Source organism: Paraburkholderia sp. Tr-20389 (genome assembly GCF_017104565.1).
In the GTDB taxonomy this organism is placed as follows: domain Bacteria; phylum Pseudomonadota; class Gammaproteobacteria; order Burkholderiales; family Burkholderiaceae; genus Paraburkholderia.
The window spans coordinates 1-12,431 of sequence record NZ_JAAGPD010000039.1 but is presented as its reverse complement, the minus strand read 5'-3'; the positions used below and the strand labels follow the sequence as shown (position 1 = coordinate 12,431).

Annotated in this window: 12 protein-coding genes; 3 read left to right on the top strand and 9 right to left on the bottom strand. The window is 66.6% G+C overall.

What is annotated here, in order from left to right:
- Positions 1–31 precede the first annotated feature (31 nt).
- The 7 genes from G3N95_RS29205 to G3N95_RS29175 form a co-directional block, all read right to left on the bottom strand.
- Positions 32–1,036: a chemotaxis response regulator protein-glutamate methylesterase gene (locus tag G3N95_RS29205; protein WP_205973572.1), complete on the bottom strand. Its 1,005-nt coding sequence runs from the start codon at positions 1,034–1,036 to the stop codon at positions 32–34.
- A 20-nt stretch (positions 1,037–1,056) separates the two neighbouring features.
- Positions 1,057–3,339 (bottom strand): hybrid sensor histidine kinase/response regulator, encoded by a 2,283-nt coding sequence (locus G3N95_RS29200; protein ID WP_205973571.1) that lies wholly within the window; start codon positions 3,337–3,339, stop codon positions 1,057–1,059.
- Positions 3,336–4,034: a chemotaxis protein CheW gene (locus G3N95_RS29195; RefSeq protein ID WP_205973570.1), complete on the bottom strand. Its 699-nt coding sequence runs from the start codon at positions 4,032–4,034 to the stop codon at positions 3,336–3,338. The genes G3N95_RS29200 and G3N95_RS29195 overlap by 4 nt, the downstream gene beginning before the upstream one ends.
- Positions 4,015–5,442 (bottom strand): CheR family methyltransferase, encoded by a 1,428-nt coding sequence (locus G3N95_RS29190; protein ID WP_205973569.1) that lies wholly within the window; start codon positions 5,440–5,442, stop codon positions 4,015–4,017. The genes G3N95_RS29195 and G3N95_RS29190 overlap by 20 nt, the downstream gene beginning before the upstream one ends.
- Entirely contained in the window at positions 5,439–5,909 is a 471-nt protein-coding gene (locus G3N95_RS29185) for a chemotaxis protein CheW (RefSeq protein WP_205973568.1), read from the bottom strand. The genes G3N95_RS29190 and G3N95_RS29185 overlap by 4 nt, the downstream gene beginning before the upstream one ends.
- A 42-nt stretch (positions 5,910–5,951) precedes the next feature.
- On the bottom strand, positions 5,952–7,628 hold the full coding sequence (locus tag G3N95_RS29180) for a methyl-accepting chemotaxis protein (protein ID WP_205973567.1): 1,677 nt from the start codon (positions 7,626–7,628) through the stop codon (positions 5,952–5,954).
- 255 nt (positions 7,629–7,883) lie between these two features.
- Positions 7,884–8,798: a LysR family transcriptional regulator gene (locus tag G3N95_RS29175; protein ID WP_205973566.1), complete on the bottom strand. Its 915-nt coding sequence runs from the start codon at positions 8,796–8,798 to the stop codon at positions 7,884–7,886.
- A gap of 109 nt (positions 8,799–8,907) precedes the next feature.
- On the opposite strand from G3N95_RS29175, the gene G3N95_RS29170 reads away from it, so the two are divergent.
- Entirely contained in the window at positions 8,908–9,471 is a 564-nt protein-coding gene (locus G3N95_RS29170; protein ID WP_205973565.1) for an ester cyclase, read from the top strand.
- Between the two features lie 46 nt (positions 9,472–9,517).
- A complete protein-coding gene (locus G3N95_RS29165) occupies positions 9,518–10,231 on the top strand; it encodes an SDR family oxidoreductase (protein ID WP_205973564.1) in 714 nt (237 codons plus the stop codon).
- 27 nt (positions 10,232–10,258) lie between these two features.
- Here the strand turns inward: G3N95_RS29165 and G3N95_RS29160 are convergent, their stop codons facing one another.
- Entirely contained in the window at positions 10,259–10,645 is a 387-nt protein-coding gene (locus G3N95_RS29160; protein WP_205973563.1) for a DUF488 family protein, read from the bottom strand.
- A 63-nt stretch (positions 10,646–10,708) separates the two neighbouring features.
- On the bottom strand, positions 10,709–11,014 hold the full coding sequence (locus G3N95_RS29155; RefSeq protein ID WP_205973658.1) for an antibiotic biosynthesis monooxygenase: 306 nt from the start codon (positions 11,012–11,014) through the stop codon (positions 10,709–10,711).
- 215 nt (positions 11,015–11,229) lie between these two features.
- Here G3N95_RS29155 and G3N95_RS29150 point away from each other — a divergent pair, with 215 nt between their 5' ends.
- Positions 11,230–12,168, top strand: a complete 939-nt coding sequence (locus G3N95_RS29150; protein ID WP_205973562.1) for a dihydrodipicolinate synthase family protein — start codon at positions 11,230–11,232, stop codon at positions 12,166–12,168.
- Positions 12,169–12,431: the final 263 nt, after the last annotated feature.

Here is a 12,431-nt window from a genome sequence, read left to right as displayed (position 1 = left end):
ATCGCCGATACCATTGATGCCCCCGATACCGTCATCGGCGCGCATAGACCATCAACTGGCCGCCGATGTCGCCGAGCGGCAGGATCCGGCTCGCCGCGCCGAGGGCCGCAGCCGCTTTCGGCATGCCGTACACGGCGCTGGTTGCCTGATCCTGCGCGATCGTTTCGTAGCCCTTCGCGCGCATCGCCTTGAGCCCGATCGCGCCGTCGCGGCCCATGCCCGTCAACAGTACGCCGAGCGCGTCGCCGGGCCAATGCTCGACGACACTCTGAAAGAACACGTCGACGGAAGGACGGTACGGCAGTTCGACCGGATCGGGAGTGTAGTGCAGGGCGCCGTTTTGTGTCATCAGCAGGTGGTCGTTGGTTGCCGCCAGCAGCGCGACGCCCGCAACCGGCGGTTCGCCCTCGCGGACCGTGCGCACGGTGAGCGGCGTCTGCCCGTCGAGCCATTGCGCCATGCCGTCGGCGAACACCTTGTCGACGTGCTGCACGATCACGATGGGTGCCGCGAAGCTCGCTGGCAGGCTGCCCAGCACGGTCGCGAGCGCGGCCGGACCGCCCGCCGACGCGCCGATCGCGACCAGTTGCCGGGCGTCGGGCCGCAGCGGCGCGGCAGCCGTTTGCCGGGGCGTGGCGGGCCGGTCCATCAGCCGGCCGATCTGGTCGATCTTCTGCAGCATCAGTTGCGCGGACTCGCCAATGCCGCGTCCTGATAGCGTCGGTGTATCGACGGCGTCGAGCGCGCCCGCGCCCATTGCCTCGTAGACGCGCCACGTGTTCGCGCCGACGCTGCTCGTGACGATCAGGATCGGGCAGGGCGTGCGCGCCATGATGCGGCGCGTCGCTTCCACGCCGTCGAGCTTCGGCATGATGAGATCCATCAGCACGACGTCGGGCGTTTGCGCCGCGCAGAAATCGACGGCTTCTTCGCCGTTCGCCGCGACCCACAGCACGCGATGCTCGGGACGCAGCGCGATCACGCGGCGCAGCGCCTCGACGGCGAGGGGCAGGTCGTTGGCGATGCCGATCGTCATGCCTGCGCTTCTTCCCGATGTCATTGGACCGCCTCTCCGATCAGATCGCGTACGGCATCGAGCAGCGCTTCGTCGTGGAAGCTGCCCTTTGCGAGATAGTAGTCCGCACCCGCTTCGAGCCCGCGCCGGCGGTCCTCGTCGCGGTCCTTGTACGACACGATCATGACAGGCACGGGCTTGAACAGCGGGTCGCGCTTGATCAGGGTGACGAGCTCGATGCCGTCCATGCGCGGCATGTCGATATCGGTGACGACGAGATCGAAGCTGCCGCTGCGCAGCGCGTTCCAGCCGTCCATGCCGTCGACGGCGACCGTGACCGCATAGCCGCGCTTTTCCAGCAGCTTGCGTTCGAGTTCGCGCACCGTCAGCGAGTCTTCGACGACGAGCACGTGCTTGCGCTGCCGGGTCGCGACATCGTGCGCGCGGCCGATCTTGTCGAGCTGGCCGCCGCGCACGAGCTTGTCGACGGACCGCAGCAGGTCGTCGACATCGACGATCAGCACGGCGTCGCCGTTCTCCATCAACGCACCCGCCGCGATGTCCCTGATCTTGCCGAGGCGTGCATCGAGCGGCTGCACGACGAGCATCCGCTCGCCGAGAAAGCGGTCGACGGCGATCCCGTACGTCTCGCGCTCGTCGCCGATCACGACCACCGACACCGACTCGCGCGCGATGCCCGCGGCCTGCGCGCCGAGCAGCTGATGCGCGGTGACGAGCCCGACGGGTTTGCCGTCGAATGCGAAATGCTGCTGGCCTTCGAGCATGTCGATATCGGCACGCGCGAGTTCGAGCGTGCGCCGCACGTGCGCGAGCGGAAACGCGTACGCTTCGCCGCCCACGTCGACGAGCAGGCTGCGCACCACGGACAGCGTCAGCGGCAACTGCATCACGAAGCGCGAGCCTTTGCCAGGATCGTTGAAGATACGCACGGTGCCGCGCACGGCCTTGACCATCTCGTGGACGGCATCGAGCCCGACGCCGCGCCCCGATACGTCCGTGACGTGGTCGCGCATCGAAAAGCCCGGCAGCAGCAGGAAATCGAGCAGTTCCTGTTCGGAGAGGCGCGCGGCCGTGTCCGCGTCGGCGAGCTGGCGGCGGATGACGGACGCGCGAACCTCGTCGAGATCGATGCCCGTGCCGTCGTCGCTGACACTGATCAGCAGCTTGCCCGCGCTGTGACGCGCTTCGAGCGTCACGTGGGCTTCAACGGGCTTGCCGCTCGCGGCGCGTTGCTCGGGCGTCTCGATGCCGTGATCGATGGCATTGCGCAGCAGATGGCCGAGCGGCGCGTCGAGCATGTCGAGAATGTCGCGGTCCACCTGCGTCGACGTGCCGACGATCTGGAACGTCACGCGTTTGCCGAGCGAACGCGCGAGATCGCGCACGACGCGCGGATACGCATGCGTCGCGTCGCCGAACGGACGCATCCGGCATTGCAGCGCTTCGTCGTACAGCAGTTGCGCGAGATTGGCGCTGCTGCGCTCGTAGTGATCGAGTTCGTCGATACGCGCGCCGAGCGTCTGCTGCATCCCGTTGAGCGCGCTGCGCACATCCGCGAGCGCTGACAGCGCGACTTCGCCGAGATGCACAGCGAGCGTGTCGTAGAGCGCATCGAGTGCGAGCGAGGTCTCGCGCTGCGTACGCTTCATGCGCAGCATCGACGACGCGAAGGGCTTGAGCCAGCGCGATTCGACGAGCGCTTCGCCCGACAGGCTCAGCACGCGGTCGAGATTCGCGGCGCGCACGCGCAGCATGCGGTCGGCGTGACGCGCGGCGTCGGGCTTTTCGACGGTGTCGGCGGCCGCCGTTTCCTGGCGCTGCGCGAGCGCTTCGGCCTGCAACTGCGCCTGAAGCTGCGCATACACGTCGAGCCCGGCATCCGCATGTTGCTGCCCGGCCGGCTCGTCCGCACCCTGTTCGGGCGACGACAGCCGCCGCACGAATGCGTCGATATCCGCGCGCGTGACGGGTGCCTCCGGCTTCGCTTCGCCCACGCGCAACAGCAGATCGACACCGCGCAGCAGCACGTCGATATGCGCGGGCGTCAGTTGCAATTCGCCGCGTTGCGCGCCGACGAAGCATTCTTCCATCAGATGCGCGATATCGACGCCATCCTGCAAGCCGATGATCCGCGCCGCGCCCTTGAGCGAATGCGCGGCGCGCATGCAGGCTTCGAGCGCGGCGGCGTCGGTGGGGCGCTGTTCGAGCGCGAGCAGTCCGTCGGACAGCACGCGCGTTTGCGCGCCGGCTTCTTCGCGGAACAGTTCGAGCAGCGACTGGCGGCTCAGATCGTCATCCGTCATCGCAGGCTCCGGGCGATCGAGTCGAACAGGCGTGCGGGGTCGAGCAGGCCGACGGTCTGGTCACGCCAGACGAGCACGCCGCGCGCATGCGACGCGGTGGCGTGCGCGAGCGTCGCGGGCACGGGCAGGACCGCAGTGTCGGCATAACGGATCACGCCTTCCACTTCATCGACGGGAAACGCGACGGGCTCGCTGTCGTGCGCGGCGACCAGCATGCGCGCGTAGCCGTTGCGCGCGACCGCTCGGGCGTTGGCGGCCGGCTCCATGTTCAGTAGTTCGCCGAGCGAGACCGCCAGGGTCAGCGCGCCGCGCACGTTGACGATGCCGAGTACCGCGCGCGAGCGCTGATGAGGCAGCGAATGGATCGCGCGAATATCGTCGACTTCGCGCAGCACGCGGGTCGGCAACGCGAGCCATTCGCCCGCGATGCGGAAGGCGAGGGCGGAATGCGTCGCGGCGTCGTTGCCGTACGCAACGCCGCTTGCTTCGTCTGCGTTCAGGCGCGGCGTGAGATCCGCGTCGCTCAACGGCCGGTCGAGCAGGTGTGCTGCGCCTTGCGCGAACACCGGGCAATTCAGGCAGCGCGAATAGTCGGCGAGGCGCGGGCACGAGTTGTCGCCACGCGTGCCGATGCGATTCCAGCAGTCGTCGATGCGCAGGGTCGCGCTCGCGAGATCAGGAGCGTCGTGAAGCATGGAATCCTCGTGATCGTTGTGCTTCGTCCGCCGACGCGTCCGTCGACCGTGCGGCGCGCGCGGCCGAGCGTTGCGCGCGCTGCATCAGGTTCTGCGCGCCCGCGTGATCGCCGCCGATATCGAGCAGCGCGGCCAGATGCGTGAGCGCCTCGTAATGTGCGGGGTCCAGATAGAGCGCCTTTCGATAGAAGTCAGCGGCGTCGTCAACGTGCCCGCGCGCATCGGCGATCAGTCCCAGTAGATGGAACGCGTCGACGTTCGGGCCATGCACGATCGCATGCTGATGCGCGAGACGTTCGGCGGCGTCGAACTCGCCGGCATCCGCGTGACGGCGCGCGGCATCGAGCGATGGCACGGCGGCCGCTTGCGGCGGTACTTCGGGCGGCATCGCTCTGACAGTCGGCGGCGCGCGCAATGGTGTACGCGTGAAAGCACGGTGCGCGGGCGATTGCTTTGCCGAGTCGCGTGTGCCTGCCGCAGAGGTCGATGCAGCCGTATGCACGGCGCGCGCCGCGATGCCCGACACAGCCTGCTTCACCGCTTGCCGCGTGGCGTCCCGTTCTTCCGGCGTGCTGCGCCGGAACGCGAAGGCGAGCGGAATGCGCGCCGACGTCATCGCGTGACGCATCATCAGGCCGGTTTCGGCAGGGCCGACGAAGATCGTGCCGCCGTCGGCGAGATGCGCGTCGAGCAGCCGGATCGCGCGGTCCTGCGCGTCGCGATCGAAATAGATCAGCACGTTGCGGCAGAAGATGAAGTCATAGGGCGCTTGCACATTCGGCTGCAGATCGAACAGATTGGCCTGCGTAAAGCGCACCGTCTGCCGCACACGCTCGCCCAGTTGCCAGCCCTCCTTGAATGCCGTGAAATGCCGGTCGCGAAACGCGAGCGGCGCGCCGCGAAACGAATTGCGACCGTAGATGCCGGCGCGCGCATGGTCGATCACGCGCGCGCTGATATCGAAGGCATCGACGGTAAAGCGGTTCTCGCCGATGCCGTCGTCGAGCAGTGTCATCGCCACCGTGTACGGCTCTTCGCCTGTCGAGCACGGCAGGCTCAGCGCGCGCAGCACATGGGTGGGATCGCGCACCAGCCGCTCATTCGCGAGCCGCGCGAGCGCGACGTACGCTTCGCGGTCGCGATAGAACCAGGTCTCGGGCACGACGAGCGCTTCGATCAGCACCTGCTGTTCGTCGCGCGACGTCGTCAGCTGCTGCCAGTACGCATCGATGTCGGCGGGATCGACGGACACGTTCGTGTCGTGCGCGCTTGCACCGAGGCACGCGACGCGCACGCGTTCGAGCACCGCGCGTTCGAGCGCATTGACGCCGAGCGACGACGCGTCGATCCCCGTCTCCCGCAGGAGCCAGGCTTCGAAGCGCGGCACGAAGGCGTTCGCGGCGGTCATTGCGGATGAGGTTCGGGTTGCGGGAAGAGCAGTGCCTTCACGTCGTCGTCGAGCATCTGCTGTACGTCGATTCGCTGGATCATGCCGAATTCGTCGCTCGCGACAGCACCGAGCCAGCGCGCGTGCGGCGTCGCGATGCCGCTGTCGGCGAAACGCTCGCGTTCGATGCGGTGCGTCTGCGTCGCGCGTTCGACGATCAGGCCGAGCAGGCGCGACGGCGCTTCAGGTGTCTCCTGGTAGCGCACCAGCACGAGCCGGGTCGAACGCCACCGCTGCGACGGCCGGCCGAGCGCAAGCTGCGCGAGATCGATCACGGGCACGGGCCCGCCGTGCCGCTCGATCAGACCCGCGACCCACGCGGGCGCACCCGGAATCGTCTTCGCGGCCGTCAGCGCCTGGACTTCGACGATGCAGGCGGCATCGAGCGCATAGCGGTCGCCGTCGAGTTCGAAGAGGAGAAAGAGCATCGCACTCACCGTGTCAGCGGAGCCGGGGGCATGCGCGCAAGGTCAGGCTTCGATCTTGAAGCGCGACACGCCCGTGCGCAACTGGTTCGCGACCAGCGTCAGGTCGTCGATCGCCTGCGACGACTGACGCAGCGACTCCGCCGTCTGCTGCGCGGCCTCCGACAGTTGCGACAGCGCCTGCGTGATCTGCTCGGCGCTCGTCGCCTGCGTGTGCATGCCTTCGTTGACGAGCTGGAAGCGCGGCGCGAGCGTCTGCACTTCGTGGATGATCTGCGATAGCTGGTCGCTCACCTGCTGCACGTCGCTCATGCCGCGCCGCACTTCTTCGGAGAACTTGTCCATGCCCATCACGCCCGCCGATACGGCCGACTGGATCTCCTTCACGGTCTGTTCGATGTCGTAGGTGGCCACGGCCGTCTGGTCCGCGAGCCGGCGGATCTCCGTCGCGACGACCGCGAAGCCGCGGCCGTATTCGCCGGCTTTCTCCGCTTCGATCGCCGCGTTCAGCGACAGCAGGTTGGTCTGGTCGGCGACCTTCGTGATCGTCGCGACGACCTGATTGATGTTGACGGCTTTTTCGTTGAGGATCGCGAGCTTCGCGTTCACGGAGCCCGCCGCTTCCATCACGCTGCGCATCGTGTCTTCCATGCGCGTGAGGCCGCTCTGGCTCGTGCCCGCGAGCGTCGCCGACTGCTCGGCGACGGTCGACACTTCGTTCATCGTGCGCAGCAGGTCGCGCGAGGTCGCGAAGATCTCGCGCGAAGTCGCGCCGATTTCCGTCGTGGTCGCGGCCGTTTCCGTCGCGGTCGCCTGTTGTTCCTTCGAGGTCGCGGCGATCTCGGCCACCGACGTGGTCACCTGTAGCGACGATTTCTGCGCCTGAGCGACGAGGCTGTTCAGTTCTTCGGCCATGCGGTTGAAGCCGTCTTCGAGCGTGCCGAATTCGTCGCGGCGGCCGAGCTTCAGGCGATGCGTCAGATTGCCCGTGCGCATCACGTTGTGCACGTCGACGAGGTTCGCCATCGGCACGGTGATCGCGCGATACAGCGAAAAGCCCGTGAACAGCGCGACCAGCAGCGTGACGCCGAGCGCGGTCGCGAGTGTGATTTCGGTGCTGGCGACGGAATCGCGGATGGCTTTGGCGGAATCGTCGGCCTGCGTGCGGTTTTCGGTGACGAGCTCGTTGGCCGCGCGGATCACGTTGTCCCACGCGGGTGCGAGCTTGAGGAAGGTGGCCTGCGCCTGCGCCTTCGAGGCGGGCGCGGCGCGGATCGCGTCGTTCAGCTGCGGCAGGTATTGATCCCAGGCGGCGCGAAAGGCGCGGAAGTGCTCGCGGTCCGCGTCGCGATAGAGCGTTGCCTGGTACTGGGCCGATACCTGATCGAAATTGCGCAGCAACTGCGGCATGCGTTCGAGGTCGCTCGTCGTCGCGGCAGCGCTGCCTTCGACGAACAGCGCGCGTTGCAGCGTCGCGTAGCCTTCGTTCGCCGTCGCGCGCAGCGTGGTCGCAAGATAGAGGCCGGGCACGGAATCGCGGCCCATGCTGAGCGCTTCGTCGTCCATCGTGCGCAGCCGCGTCCAGGAGATCGCGGCCATCAACAGCATCAGCACGAACAGCGCGCCGAAGCTCAGCATGATCCGGTTGCCGAGCGTGAAGCGGCCAGCGTGCTTCGAATCGAGCAGGGTGGTGTCGCTGGTGCGGGACGTCGCAGTGGCCATTGTGATGACTCTTCCTGGGTGGGGGATATGAGGCGGCGCACGGGATGACGAACATCCGGACGGTCCACGCCGACACTAACGGGAAATTACCCGAACATAAGACGATTCATTATCGCAAAAAGGCCGGCGAATCCACGCCTGATCGGGCATTTGGAAAAATGTGGCCGGCTGGGTGAGAACGGCGCGTCAACCACGCGACGACGATGCGCGCTTGCGCACTGCGAGCCGAATGTGGCGAAACTGGACCGCGCGTCCTCACAGCCTGTCCCAGCGCCACGCCTGCGCGAGCCGTTCGCGCAGATAGTCGACGAACGCGCGCACGCGCGGCGCGAGATGCTGGCTATGCGGGTAGATGGCGTGCAGCGGCGCCGCGGACATCGAATGCTGCGGCAGCACGCGGCGCAGCTTGCCGGCGAGGATGTCGTCGCCCACGTCCCAGATCGACTTCACCGCGATGCCCGCATCGGCGAGTGCGAACAGATGTGCGGCTTCGCCGTCGTTCGTGATGATCGCGGCATCGACGCGCACGGCGATGCTCTCGTCGCCCTCGAAGCGCCATTCCGCGCGCCGCTGGTCGCCGATCAGGATGCAGCGGTGCGAGGTCAGATCGTGCGGATGCTTCGGTGTGCCGTGCTCCGTCAGATAGGCAGGCGACGCGCACAACACGCGGAAATTCGGCGCCAGCGTGCGCGCGATCAGCGACGAATCCGCGAGGCTGCCGAAGCGGATCGCGAGATCCAACCCGCCTTCGACGAGATCGACGACGGCATCCGTCAAATCCAGCTGCACCGTGAGTTGCGGATGCAGACGCTGAAAATCGGCGATCAGCGGCGCGATCTTCTGGCGGCCGAGCTGGCCGGGCGCCGTCACACGCAGCAGGCCGCTGACCTCCTGACGGCGCTGCGACAGCAGTTCTTCCGCCTGCTCGATTTCATCGAGGATGCGCACCACGCGCGCATGAAACAGCGCGCCTTCCTCGGTGAGCGTCTGGCGGCGCGTGGTGCGCTGGATCAGCCGCACGCCGACGCTTTTCTCCAGGTGCGCGAGCCGCTTGCTGACCACGGACAGCGGCAGATCCATTTCGCGCGCGGCCGCCGACAGACTGCCCGCCGACACGACGCGGGAAAAGGCAAGCAGCGCGGGGAGGCTATCGATCCGGGTGTCGGTCATTCTTCTCAAAAAAGAAAGGATTCATCAGTCGTCGAGCGGTATTTCTTCCGTATTGCGAAGGCTAGCATACGACTCAACAAATGCTTTGTTTTTCTTCAAGGAGCCCATCATGTCGTTTCGTCCTGCTTCCTCGCTGCGTCGCGCTGTGTCTGCTGCTCTTGCTGTTGCATCGCTGGCTGTCGCGCCCGCATTTGCCGCCACGCCGGCGTCTGCGCTCGTTCAACCGCAGCATCTGACCGTCGATCCGAGCCTGCCCAAGGCGCAGCGCGACGCGCAGATTCTCGCGGCGCGCCGCTACGACACGTTCTGGAGCACGGGCGACGAAGCGCTCGCCCGCGCCGCGCTCGCGCCGGGCTTCACCGACCGCACCTTGCCGCCGGGCCGCGCGCAGGGTATCGAGGGGCCGCTCGCCGCGTCGAAGTTCGTGCGCGCCGCCGTGCCCGACCTGCAGGCGGAGATCGAGCAGATGGTGGTGGCGGGCGATCGCGTCGTCGTGCATCTGCGTTTTCATGGCCACTTCACGGGACAGTTCAAGGACGTGCAGGGCCACGGCCAGAACATCGATTTCATCGCGACGGACATCTACCGGGTCGCCGATGGCCGTATCGCGGAGAACTGGCATCTCGAAGACAACCTGACGTTCCTGCAGCAACTTGGCGTCGTCGCGAAGTAACGGCGCGCGAAACCTCCCCCTTCTTTGTCCATCCAGGAGACACACCATGAATTCGCTTCAATCGAAACGCGTGCTGATCGTCGGCGGCAGTTCGGGTATCGGCGCAGCGGCTGCGAAGGCGTTCGCGTCGCTCGGTGCGCAGGTGACGATTGCGTCGCGCCATGCACAGAAGCTGTCGGCGGCTGCGCAGGAGATCGGCCACGGCGTGCTGACGGCGGAGCTCGACACGACCGACGCCGCAGCCGTCGATGCGTTCTTCGCCGCGCAGCACGCGTTCGATCACGTCGTGATTTCGGCCGCCCAGACGCCGTCGGGCCCCGTGCGCCAGTTGCCGCTCGACGACGCCTATCGGGCGATGGACAGCAAGTTCTGGGGCGCGTATCGCGTGGCGCGCGCCGTGAAGATTGCCGAAGGCGGCTCGCTGACGTTCGTGTCGGGCTTTCTCGCCGTGCGTCCGAGCAAGTCGTCCGTGCTGCAAGGCGCGATCAACGCCGCGCTCGAAGCGCTCGCGCGCGGACTTGCGCTGGAACTGTCTCCCGTGCGCGTGAACACGGTGTCGCCGGGACTGATCGCGACGCCGCTGTGGTCGAAGCTCTCTGACGAAGCGCGCGACAGCATGTTCGAAGGCGCGGCGAACCGTCTGCCGGCGCGGCGCGTCGGCCAGCCCGAAGACGTCGCGAACGCGATCGTCTATCTGGCGACGACGCCGTACGCGACGGGCTCGACGGTGCTCGTCGACGGGGGCGGTGCGATTGCCTGAGAGGGCGGCACAGCGCGAAGGCGAGGACTATTCGACTTTCGCGCCCCGGTCGGCGAGCAACTGACGCAGTACGCTGCGATGGCAGCGGTTTTCGTCCTCGCAATAGCAGCCGAGCGAAAAATTGCTCGTGGCCGACAGCGCGGCCAGCGTGTCGAGCACCTTCGACGCGTCGCCGTGATTCATTTCCGCGCGAAACTTGCGCACGAAGGTTTTCCATTCGGCATCTGTCTGCGCAGCCAGCGCCTCGCTGACGAGTTCCGGCGTCGGCGAGAGCGTCGGCAGCCAGACATCGTAATAGTTGCGGCGGCTGAACTCGGACTTCGGCACGCCGCGCGGCGGGCGCCGCACGGTGCCGATGCGCACGCCTTCGTCGGCGGCGCGGTCCGATCCGAGCCGAACGATGCGTATGGTCATGGGCGAGGTCTCCTCGATCGCTGTGATTGTTTTTGCGGTTGCGCCGGTGATGCGCCCGAATACTCAGCCGAGCGTGTTCTTCATGCCCAGCACGTCGATGCGGCCGATCTGCGGCGGCCCGGTAAACAGGTCGTTCGCGACGCCCATCAGCGCCTTCGCGATCGGGCCGTCGAGATGGGCCTGGCGGCCCGCCTCGTCGGGGAAGGCGTCGAACACGCCGTAGGTGTGCTCGGCGATCTTCAGTGCGAACCAGATCGGCGTGGTGCTTTCCTGATTCGCCATCTCCAGTCCTTTCTGCAGAAACGCCTCGACCTCGGCTTCCTTGCCGGGCTTGGCCTCGAAACGCGCGAACAATGCGTACTTGATCATCATCGGTCTCCTGTCGACGTGGCTCGTTGCGATCCTTCCAATTTAACCGTATGTCGCCCGGCATGTTGCCGCCGATGATGACCGCCTCGATATGCGTCAACTGTTGTCAAACGATTACATGGAAAACACCTAGTACCCATACAGTTGTTTGACAACATTGCGAAGCCGATGCTAATTTCTGGCTCGTCCGCTACCCATTCGAAACCCGAGACCCTATGAACGAGTCACCGATCGACGAGCGCGAGTTCGCGTCTACCGTGATGGCGGTTCCGCCGCTCGCGCGCCGCGCCGATTTGTCGCTCGACATCGACGCCAACCGGACACTGATCCGTCATATCGAAGCGGGTGGCGTGCGGACGCTGCTGTATGGCGGCAACGCCAATTTCTATCACGTGGCCGTCAGCGAATACCGTGATCTGCTCGACATGCTGGCCGAAAGTGCTGCGCCCATGACGCGCGTGATCCCCGCCATCGGTCCGGACTTCGGCAAGATGCTCGATCAGGCGCGCATCCTCGCGCAGACGACGTACCGCACCGCGATGGTGTTGCCGCTGTCCGGCTTCACGACGCCGGCGGGCGTCGAAGCAGGGCTCACGCGCATCGTCGATGCCGCGGGCATGCCGCTCACGCTGTACATCAAGAGCGAAGAGTATGTGGACGTCGACACGCTCGCGCGTCTCGTCGATAGCGGCACGCTGCTCGCGGTCAAGTACGCGATCGTCCGCGCGGACCCGTCGCACGATCCTTATCTGCGGCGTCTGCTCGAAAGCGTGAGCCCGTCGCGCGTGATCTCCGGCATGGGCGAACGTCCCGCGCTGACGCACGTGCGCGACTTCGGCCTCGCTGCGTGGACGACGGGCAGCGGCTGCATTGCATCGCATGCGGTGACGGGACTGCTCGCAGCGGCGAAGAAAGGGCGCGACGCCGAAGCGCAGCGCCTCTACGACGCCTTCATGCCGCTCGAAACGCTGCGCGACAACATCTCGCTGATCCGCGTGCTGCACGACGCCGTCACGTTCTCGGGCATCGCCGACATGGGACCGATCCTGCCGCTGCTGAGCGCGACGCCCGTCGAACAGCATGCGGCTGTCGCGCAGGCGGTGCGCGATCTGCTCGCGTTCGAGCGCGAGTTCGCGGGCAGCGTGTCCGCGTGATCGATCGATCGATTGAAGCGAAGCGCGGCGCGATGAGCACGCGGCGCCGCGCATGACGTGCAGCAGCATCGCAGTGGCATCGAAGCAATACCATGAGTGAGACGAAACGTGAGCAACAACGGCAACGGACGGAACCAACGCAAGACGCCCGAAGAACTGCGCAGTCACCGCTGGTATGGCGTGAACGATCTGCGGTCGTTCGGCCATCGCTCGCGCACTGCGCAGATGGGCTACAGCCGTGAGGAATATGCGGGCAAGCCGGT